Genomic DNA, 19962 nt, shown 5'->3' with positions numbered 1-19962 from the left:
CGACCATGTCACAGCAGTACGGCTCATCCTTCGAGCGCGAGGACGACTCCGCCAACGGTCCGGACGCGGATCCCACGCCGGCACCCACGGGCGCCGCGGGCCAGACCAGCACCGCTGACCTGGACAGCCTGCTCGACGAGATCGACTCGGTGCTCGAGACGAACGCCGAGGAGTTCGTCAAGGGCTTCGTCCAGAAGGGCGGCCAGTAGCCCGCATGGACCGCAGGATCATGGGCGTCGAGACGGAATTCGGCGTGCACTACTCCCATCCGGGGTCACGGCCGCTGACACCCGAGGAGGTCGCCCGGTACCTGTTCCGTCCCGTGGTCGAGTGGGGGCGCTCCTCCAACGTGTTCGTCAGCAACGGCTCCCGGCTGTATCTGGACGTCGGCTCCCACCCGGAGTACGCCACGGCGGAGTGCTCCACCCTGGACGAGCTCGTCGCGGTGGACAAGGCCGGCGAACGGGTCATGCAGGAGTTGATCGACGAGGCCACCGGGCACATGAGGGCGGACGGCTTCACCGGCACCATCTACCTGTACAAGAACAACGCCGACTCCGCGGGCAACTCCTACGGTTCCCACGAGAACTACCTGCTGAACCGCCGAACCGAGTTCCGCCGGCTCTCCGAGGCACTGATCCCCTTCCTGATCACCCGGCAACTGGTCTCCGGAGCGGGCAAGGCCATCGGAGTCCGCACCGGGGTCAGTGACGGCGGGCTGCACGGGTCCGGTGGGACGGAGGGGCCCATGTCCGGCCCTCCGGAACCCCACTTCGCCTTCTCACAACGGGCCGACCACGTGATGGAGGGCATCTCCTCCGCCACCACCCGGTCCCGACCCATCATCAACACGCGGGACGAGCCCCACGCGGACGCCGCCGAGTACCGCCGCCTCCACGTGATCGTCGGAGACTCGAACATGTCCGAGACCACCCAGCTGGTCCGGTTCGGGGCCACCGACCTGCTGCTGCGCATGATCGAGGCCGGAACGCCCCTGGGCGACCATCAGCTGGCCAACCCCATCCGGGCCATCCGGCAGGTGTCCCACGACCTCACCGGAACCGCGCAGCTCGAACTGCGCAACGGCGGTCACCGTTCGGCCCTGCAGCTGCAGCGGCACTACCTGGCGCAGGCCACCGCCTTCGTGCGGGAGCATGGACCCCACCATGATCGGGTGCCGGCCGTGCTCGATCTGTGGGAGCGCACCCTGGAGGCGGTGGAGAGCGGAGACTACTCCCGGATCGACACCGAGATCGACTGGGCCATCAAGCATCGGTTCCTGTCCCGGTACGCCGCGAAGAACTCCCTGGACTGGGATGCGCCGCGGATCGCCCAACTCGACCTCTCGTACCACGACATCACACCCCAGCGCGGTCTCTTCTCGCTGCTGCAGTCGCGGGGAGCCGCCGCCCGGTTCCTGGACGATGCCGCCATCGAGGATGCGGTGGAGCATCCGCCGCCGTCCACTCGGGCCACCTTGCGGGGCCGGTTCATCCGGGCCGCGCGGGACGCGCGCCAGACCTACTCCGTCGATTGGACGCACCTGAAGCTCAATGACCGGCCGCTCCAGGCCATCAGCATCAAAGACCCCTTCCAGACCGAGTCCGATCGGCTGGATGCGCTTATCGAGCATCTACGCCACACGACTGGCGGGGAGTCCGACTCATCCAGCGTCCATCCAGTCTGACGTGACAGACTGAAAAGGCCGGGTGATGGCCCGGCCTGGCTGTCGCCCCGCCGCCCTCCTCGGCCGGGAGCTGGCCCCGTCCCGTACTACCGAAGGATCCCATGTCCCGCTCTGTGCCCCGCCAGCAGTCTCGATCGCGCCGGTCCCGCGCCGCCGCGCCCCTGTCCCTGTCCCTCGTCGGCGCCCTGCTGCTGGCCGGTTGTGCCGCCCCGGAGCCGCGTGGCGCCGGTGACATCGAGGCCCTGGAGCCCGTGTCCATGGAGGTCAACGAAGAGGGCGTCCCCGAGGTCACCGTGGACGGGGAGATCCAGGCCGAGGAGGTCTCCTCCCGCGTGCTGACGGACGGCGACGGCGAGGACGTCAACGACGGCGACATCGCCCTGGTGCAGACCGCCATCGTGGATCCGGCCTCCGGCGAGGTCACCGCCGAGAACTTCACCCAGGGCTCCGAGGCCGTGTTCCTCAACGACGCGCTGAAGGAGGGCAATGATGTCCTCTACAACATGCTCGACCAGAACAAGGTCGGCGCGCAGATCTCCTTCTTCATGCCCGGAGCCCAGATGGGCCAGGGGGCCCCGGACCAGCTGATGGTCTTCCAGATCTCTGACGTCCGGCCGGCGCGCGCCGAGGGTGAGTCCGTGGACGTCACCGACGACTCCCTGCCGGCCGTCACCCTCAACGAGGACTCGGGCGAGCCCACCATCGCCGCGCCCGAGGGCGACGCCCCGACCGAACTCGTGGTGCAGCCCCTCATCGAGGGCGACGGCGAGGAGGTCGGCGAGGGCGACTACGTCACGATCCACTACAAGGGCGTGAAGTGGTCCGACGGCGAGGAGTTCGATTCCTCGTGGTCCACCGGCGCGCCGGCGGGCTTCCAGCTCGACCAGCTCATCGCCGGTTGGAACGAGGGTCTGCAGGGCCAGAAGGTCGGGTCCCAGGTACTCCTCGTCGTCCCGCCGGAGCTGGGCTACGGCGATTCCGAGGGCAACGAGCTCCAGGATGAGACCCTGGTCTTCGTGGTGGACATCCTGCACGCCATGGCCCCGGCCGAGCCTGCTGAGGCACCGGAGCCGGCCGAGCCGGCACCCTCAGCATCGGCACCGGCGGAGTCGGCCCCCGCGGCATCAGCGTCCCCCGAGTCTGAGTAGGCTGGGACGGACCGCAGAACTGAGCAGAACTGATCTCTGCCGCACCTTCTGGAAGGAAGAAACCCATGTCCTTTGGACAGCGCAATTACGACCGCACCCGCCCGGAGATCGAGTTCCCCGGTGACAACCCACCGGAGGAGCTGGTCATCGAGGACATCGCCGAGGGCTCCGGCCAGGTCGTCGAGGCCGGCGACCGGGTCTCCTGCCATTACCTCGGGGTGGCCTGGTCCACCGGCGCCGAGTTCGACGCCTCGTGGAACCGCGGCCAGCCGCTGGACTTCCAGGTCGGCGTCGGCCAGGTCATCAAGGGCTGGGACGACGGTCTGCTGGGCATGAAGCTCGGCGGCCGCCGCCGTCTCGAGATCCCGCCGCACCTGGCCTACGGGGACGCCGGTGCCGGCGGCGAGATCGGCCCGGGCGAGACCCTGATCTTCGTGGTGGACCTCGTCGGGATCAACTGAACCCACCGTGTCCGCCGCGTCGCCAGCGCGCTCCACGGAGCGCATCGTCTCCCTCCTGTGGGTGCTCCTGGCCAGCGGCCGCCGCGGGGTCACCCGCGAGTACCTGGTCACCTCCGTGGACGCCTACGCGCTGTCCCCGTCCTCGGCGGCGTTTGAGAAGATGTTCACCCGTGACAAGGAGGTCCTGAAGGGCATCGGCGTGCCGCTCGAGTCCTTCATGGTCCAGGACGAGTCCGGCTTCGAGTCCTCGGAGCCGGGCGGGGAGATCCGCTACCGCATCGACGAGGACCGGATGTACCTGCCGTCCGTTCCCTTCACCAACGGGGAGCGTCTCGCCCTGATGCGGGCGGAATCTGCCTGGGCCGGTTCGGAGATCGGCCATGCCGTGGTCCGGGCCCTCGGCCGGGTGGACGCGGGGGAGGACTGGCTCGAGGCCAGATCGGACTCTGACCACGAGGCTTTCGGGGTTCGCCTGGCGGGGGCGGACCGCTACCTGACAGAACTCGGGGACATGGTCCGCGACCAGTCGGTGGTGCGCTTCAGCTACCGGACCGTGAATGCCGAGCGCGCCGAGGAGCGGACGGTGCGGGCCTGGGCGCTGACCAACCCGACGGGCGTCTGGTACCTCGTCGGCTGGGACCTCGACCGGCAGCAACAACGCACCTTCCGGCTGACCCGCATCGAGTCCGAACCCCGGGTGGCTGCGACCGACCCCGGCCATGACCGCGCCCCGCGCCGGCCCGCCGACTTCGACGTCCAGGCGGTCCACGACGTGGTATCCGGGCAACGGCAACCGGCATCCACCGTGCTGCACCTGGCCACCGGCCGGGCCGTCCACCTGAGGATCGGTGCCGATCCCACCGGGAACACCACCACGGCGCCGGAGGGCTGGGACGAGGTCCGGCTCACCTACACCCGCCCGGCGGAACTGGCTGGGAGCATTGCCGCGGCCGGTCCGCTGGCCCGGATTCCGGACGTCGAGGACCCGCTGCGGGCCGCCGTCGTGACGTTGCTCGAGGGTGCCCTGGCCGCCCAGGAGGCGGCACGGCCGCAGTACACGCTCAGCACGCCGAAACGGCGCCGCAACCGCAGGACCGACCGGGACAAGGTCGCTGCGGTGGTGGACGCCGTCGGGCTGGCGAACCAGCGGGACGGGATCAGCCGCGCCGAACTCGCCGAGCGGCTCCATGTCGGCGACCGCGAGCTCACCGCCATCCTCGACGAGCTCTGGTTCTGCGGCATGCCCGAACGGCAGTTCGCCGGACAGCAGTTCGAGGTCGTGGAGCAGGACGGCCGGATTCGCATCACCCAGGCCGAACGACTCTCCGGCCCCCTTCGCCTCAGTGTTCCTGAGGCCGCCGCCCTGGCCATCGGCCTCCGCGCGGCAGCGGGCATCCCGGGGCTCACGGACACCGAACGGCAGGACACGACGACGGCACTGGACAAGATCCTGGCGGTGTCCGGTCCCGAGGTGGAGCAGGCCGGTGCCGGGATCGTGGCCGGGTTCGACTTCGGATCCTTCACCGACCTGGCCGGACGGCTGCACGCCGCCGTCCGCGAGCAGACGCTGCTCTCCATCGATTACCACTCCGCGACCAGGGATGAGACCTCGGCCCGCACAGTGGAGCCGCTGCGCATCACCAGCGAGGGCGGCCACGGATACCTGCAGGCCTGGTGCCGTTCGAGCGACGGTCGGAGGAACTTCCGCCTCGACCGGATCGCCGCCGTCCGCGAGACCGGGGAGACCTTCGAACCCCGTCAGCTGCCCGTGGACGACCGTCTGTTCACCCAGCACGGTGACGAGGCCGCCGTGACGATCCACTTCGCCCACCGCATCCGTGACCTGGCCACCGGATTCGATCCGGAGAGGACCGCCGTCCTGGACGACGGCTCCGTGATCGCGGAGGTCAGGCTCGCCCACGCTGACTATGCCCACGCCCAGGCGGCTCGTTTCGGCGGGGAGTTCCGGGTGCTGGCCCCCCAGGAGCTCGTCGACTCGACCGTCGACTGGCTCCAGCGTGCCCGAACCGGATACGTCACCGGGAATTCACCGTCAGCGGGTCTCTCCACGGGCGCCGGCCCGGCGGCGTGACGTAAACTCGACAACGTTCAATCGAAAGGACGCCCCCCATGGCTGGACTTCAGGGATGGCAGCTCGTCATCATCATCGCCATTGTGCTGTTGCTGTTTGCGGCGCCCAAGCTGCCCGCGATGGCCCGCAACCTCGGCCAGTCGATGCGGATCTTCAAGTCTGAGGTCAAGCAGATGAAGGACGACGGCCCCGACAAGAAGTCCACCCAGGACACCTCGGACTCCGCGGACGGTCACGACGCCCAGGGCTCGGACGCCGTCGAGGGTCGCATCGTCAACGGTGACGCCGACGGCACGCGGAACGGTCGGAAGACCGGCACCAACGACCAGCAGTAGCAGCAGGTCTCCGCCTCCATGACGTCTGCTCCCAAGGCGGCCCGCACGAAGCGCATCAAGGTCACCCGGGCCTCCCGCAAGAAGAACCCCGCGGGGGAGATGGCCCTCAAGGACCATCTCAAGGAACTGCGCAACCGCCTCATCATCGCCGGCGTCGGCCTGACCCTGGGCGCGATCGTCGGGTTCATCATCTATCCGCCCTTCTTCTCGGCCCTGATCGATCCGGTCCACCGGCTCTCCGACGAAGGTCGCATCGTCACGGTGTCCTTCAGCGCCGTGGGGCAGCCCTTCGACATCATGCTGCAGGTCGCGCTGTTCGTGGGGTTGGTCATCTCGAGCCCCATCTGGCTGTACCAGGTCTGGGCCTTCGTGGTGCCGGGACTGAAGAAGAAGGAGAAGCGCTACGCCCTGGGCTTCATCGGCGCCGCCGTCCCGCTGTTCGTCCTCGGTGTCGCGCTGGGCTGGCTGGTCCTCCCGGAGGCGGTCCAGTTCTTCGTGGGGCTGTCCCCGGACGGCACCGCCAACGTGATCTCGGCGGACGTCTACATCCCCTTCGTGTTGCGGCTGTTCCTGGCCTTCGGCTTCGCCCTCGTGCTGCCCGTAGTACTGGTCGGCCTGAACATGATCGGCGTCCTTCCCGGCCGCCAGATCATCAAGCACTGGCGGATCACCGTCTTCCTGATCGCGCTCATCGCCGCCCTGGCCGCCCCGGGCTCGGACGCCATCACGATGTTCTACCTCGCGATGCCGCTCATCCTGCTGTTCGGCGTCGCCATCATCATCTGCCTGTTCAATGACAAGCGACGGGCCAAGCGCGCGGCGAAGGCCGAGCAGGATAACGAGGAGTACCTCACCACAGGCCCGGCGTCCCTCGACGAACTGTAGGCACCGGCCACCCGTCAGGCATCCGTCGGCCCTGCGTCGGCTCTGCCGGTCCCATCGGCGGCAGGGGCTGGCCATGTCCTAGGCTGGCCCCATGGCACCTTCCGCGGACAACACCACCGGCCAGCCGAGCCCCGCGGAGCGCTACGCGGCCGCCAAACGCCGGGTCGCCGACGCCCGGACCGAGCTGGGCCGGTTCACCACCACCCTCGGCTTCGAGCTGGACCCGTTCCAGGCCGAGGCCTGCCGTGAACTTGAGGCCGGCAACGGCGTCCTGGTAGCCGCCCCGACCGGAGCCGGCAAGACGGTGGTCGGCGAGTTCGCCATCCACCTCGCCCTGGCCCACGGCCAGAAGGCCTTCTACACCACGCCGATCAAGGCCCTGAGCAACCAGAAGTTCCAGGAGCTCGTCGCCACCTACGGGGCCGAGCGGGTGGGTCTGCTGACGGGGGACACCGCCATCAACTCCGAGGCGGAGGTGGTGGTGATGACCACCGAGGTGCTGCGGAACATGCTCTACGCCGATTCCGACACGCTGACGAACCTGGCCTATGTGGTCATGGACGAGGTCCACTACCTGGCCGACCGGTTCCGCGGGGCCGTGTGGGAAGAGGTGATCATCCACCTCCCCGAGCACGTGCAACTCGTCTCCCTGTCCGCCACCGTCTCCAATGCGGAGGAGTTCGGCGCCTGGCTGGACACGGTGCGCGGCTCCACCTCGGTGGTGGTCTCCGAGCATCGCCCCGTCCCGCTGTGGCAGTACGTCATGGCCGGAAACCAGCTGTACGACCTGTTCGCCACGGAGGTGGCCTTCGACGAGGTCGCCCCCGTCAGCGACGACCCTGCCTCGGAGGCCCAGCCCGCGCCGGAGCCCCAGGACACCTCGGGCGGCCGACTGGTCCTCAACCCCGAGCTGGCACGCCTGGCCGAGGACCAGCGGCGCCGCGAGGAGCGCAGCGACTGGGGGCGTCCCGGCCGCAGCACCTACCGCGGCGGCCGCGGTGGCCCCCGGGGTCGCGGCGGCGGCAAGTCCGGTGGCGGCAGGGACGGCGGGGGCAAGAGCGGCGGCCGCCAGCCCCGGGACCGCCGGCGGTCCGGCCCCGCCCCCTATGGCCGGGACGAGCGCACCGCCACCTCCCGGTACGACGGCGGCGCGGCCGGTTCCTCGCAGGCCTCCTCCGGTGGGGGACGGCCGGGGGAGGCCCAGCGACACCCCGGGCAGCTGCGCATCTCCCGCCCCGGGATGGTCCGCGTGCTCGAGCGGGAGGGCCTGCTGCCCTGCATCACGTTCATCTTCTCCCGCGCCGGGTGTGACGGTGCCGTGGAGCAGTGCCTTGCCGTGGGGCTGGATCTGACGACCCCCGGGGAGAAGCAGCAGATCCAGGCGATGGTGGACGAGGCCGGCCAGTCCCTGCCGGCCGAGGACCTGGATGTCCTGGGCTTCTGGGGCTGGCGTGACGGATTGTCCCGGGGGTTCGCGGCCCACCACGCCGGGATGCTCCCTCCCTTCAAGGAGGTGGTGGAGAAGCTCTTCGGCCTCGGGCTCGTCAAGGTCGTCTTCGCCACGGAGACCCTCGCGCTGGGGGTCAACATGCCCGCCCGGACCGTGGTGCTGGAGAAGCTGGAGAAGTACAACGGCGAGGCGCACGTGAACATCACGGCGGGGGAGTACACCCAGTTGACGGGGCGTGCCGGGCGGCGCGGCATCGACGTGGAAGGCCACGGGGTGGTCCTCTGGCGTCCCGGGCTGGACCCGGCGGCCGTGGCCGGGCTGGCCTCCCGCCGCACCTATCCGCTGAACTCCTCCTTCCGGCCCACGTACAACATGTCCGTCAACCTCATCGCCCAGTTCGGCCTCGAGCGCTCCCGGGCGATCCTGGAGTCCTCCTTCGCCCAGTTCCAGGCGGACCGGTCGGTGGTCGGACTGGCCCGGGAGGTCCGGACCCGGGAACAGTCCCTGGCTGGCTACGAACAGTCCATGACCTGCCACCTCGGGGACTTCACGGAGTACGCCCGGTTGCGCAAGGAGCTCTCGGAGGCGCAGAAGGACTCGTCGAAGGGCCGCAACCGGGCTCGCCAGCGGGCCGTCAAGGACTCCCTCGCCAACCTGCTGCCCGGGGACATCATCGAGGTGCCGGGTCCGCGCCGGCTGGGCACCGCCGTCGTCGTGTTCCCCGCCGGGAACCCGGCCAATCCCCGGGTGGGCATCATCACGCAGGAGGCGCAGCTGCGCCGCATCGGCACGGACGATGTCACGGAGCCCGTGGACCCGGTCGGAGGGGCCCGGTTGCCGCAGAATATCCAGGTCAAGACCCCCACGCAGCGCAAGGACATCGCCGCCGCCCTGCGTACGGCCCTGCGCGAGCATCGCCCGGCACCGGGCCGGCGTCCCGGGGCCGGGTTCAGGTTCCAGGACGACGGCAGCACCGGCCGCGTCGACGACCTGCGGCGCCAGCTCGAACGGCATCCCTGCCACGGCTGCAAGGACCGCGAGGACCACGCCCGCTGGGCCGAACGCTGGTGGAAGCTGCGCCGGGAGATCGACCAGCTGTCCTCCCGGATCCAGGGCCGGACCAACACCATCGCCAAGGCCTTCGACCGGCTCGTGGGGCTGCTGACCACCTACGGCTACGTGGCCGTCGGGGACGGCACCCGGACCGTGCCCGGAGCCGTGGCCGGCACCGAGGACTCACCCGGCGTCACCGCCGCCGGCCAGACGCTGCGGCGCATCTACGGTGAACGGGACCTGCTGACCTCCCTGGTGCTGGAGGATGGGCTGGCGGACGGGCTGGACCCGGAGGAGCTGGCCGGCCTCGCCGCCCTGCTGGTCTTCCAGTCCAAGGGGGCCGAGAACGTCGGGATACCGCAGATGCCCACCGCCGCCCTCCAGCACGTGTTGGAGGGCACCGCCGAGCATTGGTATGAGCTGCAGCTGGCCGAACGGGGGGCCCAACTCGAGCCGACCGCGGAGCCGGACCCCGGCCTGGTGTGGCCCATCCACCGGTGGGCCCGCGGCCGGAACCTGAGGGACACGCTGAAGGGCACCGACCTCGCGGCGGGCGACTTCGTCCGGTGGGCCCGCCAGGTGATCGACCTGTTGGACCAGCTGGCCAAGGTGCCCGGCCGCCCCGGTCTCTCCGGCCAGTGCCGACGTGCTACGGATCTCGTCCGTCGCGGCGTGGTGGCCTACTCGGGTGTGGATAGTCTGGAGGGATGAGCACCCTCTACATCAACGGGACCCTCCACTCCACCGCCGATCCGTATGCCACCGCCATGCTGGTGGACTCCGGTTCCGTGGCCTGGGTGGGCGCCGAGGACACGGCGGCCTCGATGCGCTCCCGCTCCGGCGCCGACTGGCAGGTCGTGGACCTGGACGGCGCCCTCGTGGTGCCGGCCTTCGTGGACTCCCTCGTCCTGCCCCCGGCCCCCGCCCACCATCACGCGCCCGACGCCGGCCCGCTCACTCACGCTGACCACGCCGGCTCCGCCGGCGTCTTCCTGTCCGTCACCGGCGGCTCGGCCGCCGGTGCGGCAGCCGAGGCACGCGGAACCCAGGTCATCCACTACCGCGCCATCGACGCGGATGAGGCGTCCGGCACGGCCGAGGAGCTCGCGGCATTGGTGTCCGCCGACGCGGTCGCCGGACTGTCGGCCGTCGTCGGTCCCGGGGGACTGGACGCCGCGTCCGTGACCCGGCTGGTCTCCACGGCGACCGCCGCCGGCATCCAGGTGTACCTGCTGCCCGAGGATCCGGACGCCCTGGGCGCTATCGTCTCCGCCCTCCAGTCCACGGCGGAGGCCCAGGGTACCGCTGCCCTCGGCATGGTCCGCCACCGCCTATCCTGGAACGGGCCGGTGGAGCAGGACGCCATCCAGACCTTGGCGGAGAACAGCCTGTCCTTCACGGCCATCCCGGCTGCCGACGGCACCCTGACCGCCCCGATCGCTTCCCTCCTGTCCAACGCCGTGCCGGTGTCCTTCGGCAGCGGCTCCCATACCCCCGATCTGTGGTCGGCCATCCGCGCGAGCCTCGAACACGCCGATCCGGACCAGCGGATCTCCGCCCGCTCCGGGTTCACGGCCGCCACCAAGGCCGGACTCCGTGCCCTCCCGATGTCGATCGGTGCGGGCTTTTCGATGGCGGGCCGGATCGCCCCCTCCTCACCGGCCACGTTCGGCATCTGGGCGGCCGAGGCCCTCAGCGTGCAGGCACCGGACGGACGGGTCGCCGCGTGGAGCACCGACACCCGAGCGGGCACACCCCTGCTGCCCGTCCTGGAGGAGGGCACCGCCGCACCGGAATGCCTGGCCACCCTGGTGGACGGCACCGAGGTCTACCGCTCCCCGGCGTGGACCTGAACGGCGCCACCCGGACCTGTGCCCCGCCCACCGGCCTATACTTGACCCCCGATGCCCTCGGACACACCCAAAGGATTTCTTCGCCTATGCGCCTGCTGACGATCATTCCCACCTACAACGAGATCGAATCGCTGCCCCGCACGCTCGACCGACTGCGCGTCGCCGTGCCGGAATCCGACGTCCTCGTGGTGGACGACGCCTCACCGGACGGGACCGGTGACTGGGCGGACCGCGCCGCCGTGGCCGATCCACAGATCCACGTGCTGCACCGCACCCGGAAGAACGGTCTCGGCGGTGCCTACATCGCCGGCTTCCACTGGGGCCTGGACCAGGGCTACGACGTCCTGGTGGAGATGGACGCGGACGGCTCCCACCAGCCCGAACAGCTGCCCCGCCTGATCGAGGCCATCGACCGCGCCGACCTGGTCATCGGCTCGCGCCGCGTGCCGGGGGGCAAGATGGTCAACTGGCCCGCCCACCGCAAGCTGATCTCGATCTGCGGGTCCCTGTATCCGCGGATCATGCTGGGACTGAACCTGACCGACGTCACCGCCGGCTACCGGGCCTACCGTGCGGACACCCTGCGGTCCATCGACCTGGACGAGGTCCAGTCCAAGGGCTACGGCTTCCAGGTCGACATGACCTTCCGGACGGCCCTGCTGGGCAAGAAGATCGTCGAGGTGCCGATCACCTTCGTGGAGCGCGAATACGGCGAGTCCAAGATGAGCGGCAACATCATCACCGAGGCCGTCACCTCCGTCACCCAATGGGGACTGGCCGCCCGCTGGGACGTCCTGAAGGGCAAACTCGGCCTCTGACCGGACCGGACACGTGCGGTCCACGCGCACCACCAACGCCAGAACCCCCGACCGGATGGTCGGGGGTTCTGGCGTTCACACGGGCTGAGGCAGGGTCAGGAGACCTTCTCGCCGCGGCGTTCGCGCAACTTGTCCAGTTGTCCCTTGAGGGTGTCCTCCAGCTCGTCGATGCTGCGGCGCTCGAGCAGCATGTCCCAATGGGTGCGCACGGGCTTCGCATCGGACTCGTCCGGCTTGTCGCCGTTGACGAGGAAGGCCACCTTGCCGGTCTTGGAGGTCCACGTCGGGGGGATGTCCGCGTCGGTGGCGAAGGTCACGAGGACCTTCTCCCCGTCCTCACAGCGGTACTCGACCCGCTGACGCGGTGCGGGCTCGACTCCGGCCTCGGACTCCATGGACTGGGCACCAAGGCGCATGCCGCGCAGGCTACGGTCGCTCATTCGATCTCCTTCCGGCCCCGTCGGCGGGGCGGTACAACGTCGACCACCCAGTCTAGTGGGTGTGGGGGTGCTCTCCGGGCCAACGCTCCGGCGGCGGGTTTTGTTCCCGCAGCCGGGGCGCCGACCACGTTGGACGGAGGGTCAGGCCGGGTTGCCGCCCTGGCCTGGTTCGGCTTCCGGTGTCTGCTCCGGATCCTGACTCGTGTCCTGACCCGTGTCCTGGCCCGGGGCCCGTGCCGGCCGGGAGGACAGGCCTGCCGGGTCGGACGTCGCCCGGAGCGCACGTTCCGCCGTCTCCGAGTGCTCGTCCTCGAGGATCGCGGGCGGTGCCAGCGCCTCCTCCAGCGGGGTGTCGACGATCTTGGCCACGCTCTGGCTCGACTCGTTCAGCTCGGCGGCCGTGGTCGGACGGGGTTCCCGACGGCGGCGCCGGGCACCGGAGGTCACCTCACCCGGGCGGTCCGCGTCGTCCGACTCATCCGAACCATCGACGGCGCCGGCCGCGGACGACCGGGACACCTGAGCGGAGCCCGCCGCGCCGCCGGCGGCGCCGGACCCGCCGAAGGCGTCGCCCAGACGACCGAGGGCATCGGTGAGCTCAGCCGGGATCACCCACATCGTGTTGGCATCGCCCTCGGCGATCTTCGGCAGGGTCTCCAGGTACTTGTAGGCCAGCAGGTCCGGGTCCGGACGGCCCTCGTGGATGGCTTCGAAGACCACATGGATCGCCTCGGCCTCCGCGTTGGCGCGCAGAATGCGGGACTGGGCGTCGCCCTCCGCCTCGAGGATGGCGGACTGGCGCTGGCCCTCGGCGGTGAGAATCTCGGCCTGCTTGGTCCCCTCCGCGGTCAGGATGGCGGCGCGGCGATCGCGCTCGGCTCGCATCTGCTTCTCCATGGAATCCTGGATGGACAGGGGCGGGTCGATCGCCTTGAGCTCCACGCGGGAGACGCGCAGGCCCCATTTGCCGGTGGCCTCGTCCAGCACCCCGCGCAGCTGGTTGTTGATCGAGTCACGGCTGGTGAGGGCCTGTTCCAGGTTCATGCCGCCCACCACGTTGCGCAACGTGGTGGTGGTCAGCTGCTCCACGGCATGGATGTAGTTGTTGATCTCGTACGTCGCGGCCTTGGCGTCGTTGACCTGGAAATACACCACGGTGTCGATGGACACCACGAGGTTGTCCTCCGTGATCACCGGTTGCGGCGGGAAGGACACCACCTGTTCGCGCATGTCGATGAGCGGACGCATCCGGTCGATGAAGGGAATCATCAGGGTCAGGCCGGCGCCCTTGGTGGCCTGGTACTTTCCCAGCCGTTCTACGATGCCGGTCCGCGCCTGGGGCACGATGCGCACCGCTCGGATCAGGATGATGGCCACGAGGACCGCGACGACTATGAGCACGATGAGGACTTCCACGCCGATGCTCCCTCCTGCGGCCCTGGTCGGACCACGTTGTGAGTCTGCTGGTGGTGCAGACGGTGTGCCGCGGCGGTCGCGGCGTCAGGTTCCTTCGGGGAGTCCGGCGGTGCCGGAATCCCAGTCAATGGCGGTCTTCGGGTGGATGATCAGCGTGGCGCCGTCCACCTCGTCGATCTCCGCTTCGTTGCCGGCGGGGATGGTCACGCCGGTGGCCGAGCGTGACGTCCAGGTCTCGCCGTCGATCTTGGCCAGGCCGGCGGTGGACCCGGTGTCCTCCAGGACCACCACGGTGCGGCCGGGCATCGAATCCACGTTCGTCAGTTGGTCCGATGAGCCCTTCCGCAGTTGCCTCAACGCCGTGGGCCGGACGGCCGCGAGCATCAGCAGGGAGACTCCGGCGAACATCACGATCTGCAACCAGGCCTCGCCGCCCACGAGGGCGGTGGCCAGCGCAGCGGCGGAACCCGCGGCCAGCATGAGGAAGACCAGGTCCAGCACCATGGTCTCGACGACGGCGAACACCACGGCCAGGCTCAGCCACAGCACCCACAGGTTGTCACCCAACCATTCGATCACTGCGGCCTCCTCGATTAGCCTTCTCCCCCCATCCTGCCTGCTCAACGGGCCAGGGACAACGTAGGTTATGGACATGCGACCTGATCAACTGGATCTCCTCACCACTGTGGATGCGCCGACGCTGACCCCGGACGGCGGCCGGCTGGTGGTCGGCACGTCCCGCCCGGACTTCAGGACGGATGGCTACACCGGCCAGTTGTGGGTCATGCCCACGGACGGTTCCGCCCCGCCGCGGCGCCTCACCCAGGGCTACCGGGACGCCGGGGCGCAACTGTCCCCGGACGGTTCTACCGTGGCGTTCCTGCGGTCTCCGGCGCCCGGTTCCGACTCCGGGGCGCCGTCCGCTCCTCAATTGGCCCTGATCCCGCTGGACGGCGGGGAGGGCCGGATCGTCACCGATCGCCGGCTGGGCGTCACGGGGTTCACCTGGTCTCCGGACTCCCGCTGGATCACGTTCTCCTCTCCAGAACCGGAACCGGGCCGCTATGGGACCGTGGCCGGCGTCGGGCCAGGGCAGGAGGACCCGCGTCTGGTGACGGGCCCGGACCACCGGCTGAACGGCAAGGGATACACGGCGGATCAGCGTTCCCGGCTCTTCGAGATCGAGGTACCCGATCCGTCGGGCGAACCGGCCTTCGCGGCCCGGGGCCGGATGGCGGCCCCGCAGGATGACCCGGCCGGCCCACCGGCGTTGCCGGCCGCACGTCCGCTGACCGGGGGAGAGCGGGACGCCTCCGACCCCGTCTACGCCGCGGACAGCCGTCATGTCTTCTTCGCCACCACCCCGGAGGCGGGGTTCGGCCAGAGCCTGCGCACCGCCGTCGCCGTGGTGGAGGCGCGTCGAGATGCTTCCGACCGACCCGGGCCGACGGCAGCTTCCGACGCCGGCACTGTGCGCCTCGTGGCCGGCGGCATCGAGGTGCCCGTCGGGTTCGGATCTCCGTGCGTCTCCCGGAACGGGGAGTGGCTCTATCTGCTGGGCCAGGACCTGGGGGAGTCCGGCCTGGAGTTCGTGGCATCCAACGGTGCCGTGTACGCCCTCCCGGCGGACCGTGCCGTGCGGGAGGCCACCATCGGATGGGACCGTCCGGCGGCCGGCCTGCAACCGCGGCTGTTGACGGACCCCGCGGCCCTGGGCTTCGCCGGCTCCCTGCGCCCCTCCGGCCAGGACCAGGTGCTGGCGTTGGGGGCGAGCCGCGGCAGGACCGTGCTGGTGCAGGTGTCCCACCACGGCCGGTCCGAGGTGCTGGTGGACCAGCAGGGTGAGGTGACCGGGGCTTGCGAGGCGGGCGGCACGCTCGCCGTGTCATCCACGAGTGCGGCCTCTCCGGGCGCGGTGGGCGTCCAGCACCGGGGCAGCGGCCTGCGGGAGCTCTTCGACCCGAACGCCTCCTGGCGCGCCGACCTTCCACCGGCCGCCGCGATGGAGCGCGAGTACGGCGGTCCGGACGGTGCGGGCGGCCCGCGTGGTCACCGTCCGAACCAGCCTGCCGTCCACGGCTGGGTGTTCCTGCCGGAGGGCCCGGGGCCCCATCCGGTGATCCTCACCATCCACGGCGGGCCGTACGCCCAGTACACCTGGTCCTGGTTTGACGAGACCCAGGTGCTCGTGGCCGCCGGATACGCCGTGGTGATGTGCAACCCCCGCGGATCCGACGGGTACGGGGCCGCCCACGGGGCCGCCATCCAGGGGCGCCTGGGGACGGTCGATCACCAGGACATCATCGCCTTCCTGGACGGTGCCCTCGAGGAATTCGGCCCCGGGGGAGGCGGCCAGCTGGACGACCGCCGGATCGGCGTCCAGGGCGGCTCCTATGGCGGCTACATGACCGCGTGGATCACCGCCCATGACCACCGGTTCACCGCTGCCATCGTGGAACGCGGCTACCTGGATCCTGTCTCCGCACTGGGTTCCAGCGACATCGGCTGGTTCTTCAGCGAGCAGTACATGGGCTCGGATCCCGAACACCTGCGTCAGCAGAGTCCGCTGCATCACGTGGACCGGGTCCGCACCCCCACCCTGGTGATCCACTCGGAGGAGGACCTGCGCTGCCCGATCGAGCATGCGCAGCGCTACTACCAGGCCCTGTGGGCCCGAGGTGTGGAGGCCGAACTGCTGATCTTCCCGGGGGAGGACCACGAGCTGTCCCGGTCCGGAACCCCCTGGCACCGGCGGGTGCGCTTCGAACACGTCCTCCGGTGGTGGGACCGGCACCTCGCCCAACAAGTTACCGACGAGTAGTATGAGCGCATGACCCTCTCCGCCGAGACCTCCCCGGCCAGCCCGACCTCGCCGTACCCGCACCTGTTCCGCCCCCTGACGGTCCTCGGCGGAACCCTGCCGAACCGGATCATCATGGGTTCCATGCACCTGGGCCTGGAGGATCGACGTGCGGACGCGGTCAAGCTGGCGGCGTTCTACGCGGAGCGGGCCCGCGGGGGAGTGGGACTGATCATCACCGGCGGCTACGCGCCCAACCTCACCGGCCGCCTCACTCCCTTCGCCGGGACCATGCGCTCGGGGCGGGATGCCACCATCCATCGGGTCATCACCGACGCGGTGCACGCCGAGGGCGGGCGGATCGCCCTCCAGATCCTGCACGCCGGCCGGTATGCCTACCACCCCTTCTCGGCCGCCCCCGGGAGCTCTCCGTCCCCGATCACCCCGTTCTCGCCGAGGGCCCTCTCGGCCCGCGCCGTGGAGCGGACCGTCGAGGCCTTCGTCCGGTCTGCCGGCTATGCCCGCCAGGCCGGGTACGACGGCGTGGAGATCATGGGCTCCGAGGGCTACCTGATCAACCAGTTCCTCTCACCCCGGACCAACTCCCGCACCGATGCGTGGGGTGGCTCGGCAGCACGGCGCCGCCGCTTCGCCACGGAGATCGTCCGCCGCATCCGCGACGCCGCCGGCGAGGACTTCATCATCACGTTCCGGATGTCCATGGTGGATCTCGTCCCGGACGGCCAGACCCGGGAGGAGACCCTGGACCTGGCGCGGGACCTCGAGCGGGCTGGCGTGAGCCTGCTGAACACCGGGATCGGCTGGCATGAGGCGCGCGTGCCCACCATCGTCACGTCGGTTCCCCGCGCCGCGTTCGCGGACTTCACGGGCCGCATTCGGGAGGCGGTCTCGGTTCCCGTCGCCGCCTCGAACCGCATCAACATGCCCCACACTGCGGAGCAGATCCTGGCCGAGGGCCAGGCCGACCTGGTCACCATGGCCCGGCCGTTCCTCGCCGACCCGGACTGGGTGCTGAAGGCGGATGCCGGGACACCGGACCGAATCAACTCCTGCATCGGCTGCAACCAGGCCTGCCTGGACCACACGTTCCAGAACAAGCCCGCGTCCTGCCTGGTCAACCCGCGCGCCGGCCGGGAGACCGATCCCGCGTTCCCGCCACTGCCGGACCGGTCCCTCCTGCCACTGACCCCGGTGGGCACGGGCCGCCCCTCCTCGGCCGTTCGTCCAGGCCCTGGCGCTCGGCAGGCGGACTCGGTGCCGGCGGCTGCCGGCAGTGCCGCGGCTTCGGCGTTGCACGTGGCGGTCGTCGGCGCGGGTCCGGCCGGATTGGCGGCCGCCACCCAGGCGGCCGCCCGAGGTCATCACGTGGACCTGTTCGAGGCGTCGAACACCATCGGCGGACAGTTCCGGCTCGCCCGGCAGATCCCCGGCAAGGAGGAGTTCGCCGAGAACCTGCGCTACTACGAGCGTCAGCTGATGGAGACCGGAGTGACCGTGCACCTGGCCCATCGGGCCAGTGCCACCGAGCTGCTCGACGGTGGGTACGACCGCATCCTGCTGGCCACCGGCGTGGTGCCCCGCACCGTGGACCTCCCCGGGGCGGACCGGCCCAACGTGCATGCTTACCCGGACGTGGTGGACGGCCGGGTGCAGTGCGGCCCGCGCGTGGCGGTGATCGGTGCCGGCGGCATCGGCTTCGACGTGTCCGAACTGCTGACCGAACCGCACCGCCCCGAGCCTGGCACCCTGGCCAGCGCCCCACCCCTCGAGGCCTGGCAGCGTCAGTGGGGTGTGGACCCGGAATTCTCCGGCCGCGGCGGACTGGCACCGGCCCGGCCGGAGGCCCCGGCCCGGGCCGTCCACCTGATCCAGCGCAAGGCCACCAAGATGGGGGCGGGTCTGGGCAAGACCACGGGCTGGGTCCACCGCGCGGCCTTGAAGGCCCGCGGTGTCGACTTCATCACCGGCGCGAGCTACATCAGGATCGACGACGACGGCCTCCACCTGGACATCGACGGCGTCCGCCGCGTCCTGGAGGTGGACGACGTGGTGGTGTGCGCCGGCCAGGTCTCCCAGCGCGAGCTGTACGGCACGCTGGAGGCCGCCGGGGCCGACGTCGTGCTCCTCGGCGGTGCCGATGTGGCCGCGGAGCTGGACGCCAAGCGCGCCATCGAGCAGGCGACGCGGGTGGCCGCGGCGCTCTGACGGCCTGCGGCGTCCGTCCGCCTCCCCGTACACTGGGGCGCATGGCTACCGTCTACCAAGCAACCCTGGTGCCCTCGAAGCAGGAGCTCCTGGAGTCCTGGCTGGCCCAGCAACCGTGGTCCGGTGAGGGCGAGCTGATCAGGGTCGGGGCCTACCGCTATGACGATCCGGACGGCGAGGTGGGCGTCGAGGGCCACCTGGTCCACCGGGAGGGCAGCGACCAGGTCCTGCACGTGCCCATGTCCTACCGCGGCGCCCCGCTCGAGGGCGCGGAACCCTATCTGATCGGCACCGTGGACCATTCGGTGCTCGGCCAGCGCTGGGTCTACGACGCCATGGCGGACCCGGTGGCCACCGCCTGCTTCCAGCGGGCCCTCGACGGACTGCAGCAACAGGCCGAGGTGCATCTCTATGAGGAGGACGGCCAGTACATCGGCCATGAGGCCGACGAGGTGAGCGTGACCGTGCTGGGCCCCCTGGCCGAACAGCCGGGACGGGTCCAGGTCCACCGAGTGGTCTCCGACCCGGAGACGGCCGGCTCCGAACACCTCGCCGAATCCCGCCGGCTGTGGGCCACCTGGCCCGGGGGCGGTGGCATCATCTTCAGCCTCAACACGGACGAACCCGCCTGAGCCGATGCCGGGCACGGGGCTGTCTGATTCGTCATCCGAACATCCGGGTGTCGAAGGGGAGATGCCGGGCGACACCCGGATAGACGCATGATGAGCGACGGGCCGCTGCGCGGGTCCACCACCGCACCCCGCACGTCGAGTTCTGCCGGCCGCCGGATCCCGGTGGAGGACCTGGTGCGCCTCCGCCAGGTCCGGGACCGGATCGACCGGGAGTACCGGGAGCCGCTCGATGTGGAGGCCCTGGCCCGCGGCGTGGCCCTGTCCTCAGGCCATCTGAGCCGACTGTTCAGGCGCGCCTACGGCGAATCCCCGTACTCCTACCTGATGACCTGGCGGATCGAGCGGGCGATGTCCCTGCTGCGCCAGGGCGGTCTGAGCGTCACGGAGGTCTGCTTCGAGGTGGGCAGCTCCTCCCTGGGCACCTTCAGCACCCGCTTCTCCGAGCTGGTCGGCATGCCCCCGAGCGAATACCGTGACCGGGCGGACCACGACCCGGACGGGCTGCCCACCTGCGTGGTCCGGCACGCCACCCGGCCGCTGCGGAAGCCACCGGGGGATGCGGCGGAGAATCCGGCGGGGAATCCGGCGGGGAATCCGGCGGGGAATCCGGCGGGGAATCCGATCAGGAATGAAGAAGCGCCCGGCTCCGGCCCCGTCCTACGCTGA

17 protein-coding genes are annotated in these 19962 nt (G+C 70.4%); 14 read left to right on the top strand and 3 right to left on the bottom strand.

Annotated features, from left to right (window positions below; translation table 11 throughout):
* The first annotated feature begins 5 nt into the window (after nucleotides 1-5).
* The 10 genes from AB0333_RS03915 to AB0333_RS03870 all read left to right on the top strand — a co-directional run bounded on the left by AB0333_RS03915 (nucleotide 6) and on the right by AB0333_RS03870 (nucleotide 11782).
* The gene (locus tag AB0333_RS03915) at nucleotides 6-209 is read left to right on the top strand and encodes a ubiquitin-like protein Pup (protein WP_366217426.1); all 204 of its coding nucleotides are present in this window, start codon (nucleotides 6-8) and stop codon (nucleotides 207-209) included.
* 5 nt (nucleotides 210-214) lie between these two features.
* Nucleotides 215-1687 (top strand): Pup--protein ligase, encoded by a 1473-nt coding sequence (gene pafA / locus AB0333_RS03910; protein ID WP_366217425.1) that lies wholly within the window; start codon nucleotides 215-217, stop codon nucleotides 1685-1687.
* A gap of 101 nt (nucleotides 1688-1788) precedes the next feature.
* Nucleotides 1789-2835: an FKBP-type peptidyl-prolyl cis-trans isomerase gene (locus AB0333_RS03905; RefSeq protein ID WP_366217424.1), complete on the top strand. Its 1047-nt coding sequence runs from the start codon at nucleotides 1789-1791 to the stop codon at nucleotides 2833-2835.
* 65 nt (nucleotides 2836-2900) lie between these two features.
* On the top strand, nucleotides 2901-3296 hold the full coding sequence (locus AB0333_RS03900; protein WP_366217423.1) for an FKBP-type peptidyl-prolyl cis-trans isomerase: 396 nt from the start codon (nucleotides 2901-2903) through the stop codon (nucleotides 3294-3296).
* A 7-nt stretch (nucleotides 3297-3303) separates the two neighbouring features.
* A complete protein-coding gene (locus AB0333_RS03895; protein ID WP_366217422.1) occupies nucleotides 3304-5388 on the top strand; it encodes a WYL domain-containing protein in 2085 nt (694 codons plus the stop codon).
* Nucleotides 5389-5426: 38 nt separating this feature from the next.
* Nucleotides 5427-5723 (top strand): Sec-independent protein translocase subunit TatA, encoded by a 297-nt coding sequence (gene tatA / locus AB0333_RS03890; RefSeq protein WP_366217421.1) that lies wholly within the window; start codon nucleotides 5427-5429, stop codon nucleotides 5721-5723.
* Between the two features lie 18 nt (nucleotides 5724-5741).
* On the top strand, nucleotides 5742-6608 hold the full coding sequence (tatC, locus tag AB0333_RS03885; protein WP_366217420.1) for a twin-arginine translocase subunit TatC: 867 nt from the start codon (nucleotides 5742-5744) through the stop codon (nucleotides 6606-6608).
* A gap of 91 nt (nucleotides 6609-6699) precedes the next feature.
* The gene (locus AB0333_RS03880) at nucleotides 6700-9822 is read left to right on the top strand and encodes a DEAD/DEAH box helicase (protein ID WP_366217419.1); all 3123 of its coding nucleotides are present in this window, start codon (nucleotides 6700-6702) and stop codon (nucleotides 9820-9822) included.
* Nucleotides 9819-10964, top strand: a complete 1146-nt coding sequence (locus AB0333_RS03875) for a hypothetical protein (RefSeq protein WP_366217418.1) — start codon at nucleotides 9819-9821, stop codon at nucleotides 10962-10964. Before AB0333_RS03880 ends, AB0333_RS03875 begins: the two co-directional genes overlap by 4 nt.
* Nucleotides 10965-11050: 86 nt before the next feature.
* Nucleotides 11051-11782, top strand: coding sequence for a polyprenol monophosphomannose synthase (locus tag AB0333_RS03870; protein WP_366217417.1), 732 nt, complete (start codon nucleotides 11051-11053; stop codon nucleotides 11780-11782).
* A 95-nt stretch (nucleotides 11783-11877) separates the two neighbouring features.
* Here AB0333_RS03870 and AB0333_RS03865 read toward each other — a convergent pair whose 3' ends face one another.
* The 3 genes from AB0333_RS03865 to AB0333_RS03855 all read right to left on the bottom strand — a co-directional run bounded on the left by AB0333_RS03865 (nucleotide 11878) and on the right by AB0333_RS03855 (nucleotide 14217).
* The gene (locus AB0333_RS03865) at nucleotides 11878-12222 is read right to left on the bottom strand and encodes an RNA polymerase-binding protein RbpA (protein ID WP_159551056.1); all 345 of its coding nucleotides are present in this window, start codon (nucleotides 12220-12222) and stop codon (nucleotides 11878-11880) included.
* A 141-nt stretch (nucleotides 12223-12363) separates the two neighbouring features.
* Nucleotides 12364-13638 carry an SPFH domain-containing protein gene (locus tag AB0333_RS03860; protein ID WP_366217416.1) on the bottom strand — a complete coding sequence of 425 codons (1275 nt, stop codon included), beginning with the start codon at nucleotides 13636-13638 and terminating at the stop codon, nucleotides 12364-12366.
* Between the two features lie 84 nt (nucleotides 13639-13722).
* Nucleotides 13723-14217 carry an NfeD family protein gene (locus AB0333_RS03855; RefSeq protein ID WP_366217415.1) on the bottom strand — a complete coding sequence of 165 codons (495 nt, stop codon included), beginning with the start codon at nucleotides 14215-14217 and terminating at the stop codon, nucleotides 13723-13725.
* Between the two features lie 73 nt (nucleotides 14218-14290).
* Between AB0333_RS03855 and AB0333_RS03850 the strand changes: the two genes are divergently transcribed.
* The 4 genes from AB0333_RS03850 (at nucleotide 14291) to AB0333_RS03835 (ending at nucleotide 19962) form a co-directional block, all read left to right on the top strand.
* Complete coding sequence (locus tag AB0333_RS03850; RefSeq protein ID WP_366217414.1) at nucleotides 14291-16459, top strand: S9 family peptidase; 2169 nt, start codon at nucleotides 14291-14293, stop codon at nucleotides 16457-16459.
* Between the two features lie 9 nt (nucleotides 16460-16468).
* Entirely contained in the window at nucleotides 16469-18664 is a 2196-nt protein-coding gene (locus AB0333_RS03845; RefSeq protein ID WP_366217413.1) for an NADPH-dependent 2,4-dienoyl-CoA reductase, read from the top strand.
* A gap of 41 nt (nucleotides 18665-18705) precedes the next feature.
* Entirely contained in the window at nucleotides 18706-19296 is a 591-nt protein-coding gene (locus tag AB0333_RS03840; protein ID WP_366217412.1) for a hypothetical protein, read from the top strand.
* A gap of 156 nt (nucleotides 19297-19452) precedes the next feature.
* Complete coding sequence (locus AB0333_RS03835) at nucleotides 19453-19962, top strand: AraC family transcriptional regulator (RefSeq protein ID WP_366217569.1); 510 nt, start codon at nucleotides 19453-19455, stop codon at nucleotides 19960-19962.

This window comes from Citricoccus sp. NPDC079358 (assembly GCF_040702545.1).
In the GTDB taxonomy this organism is placed as follows: domain Bacteria; phylum Actinomycetota; class Actinomycetes; order Actinomycetales; family Micrococcaceae; genus Citricoccus.
Note: the sequence above shows the minus strand (reverse complement) of the source record. Positions and strands in the feature narration are given on the sequence as shown.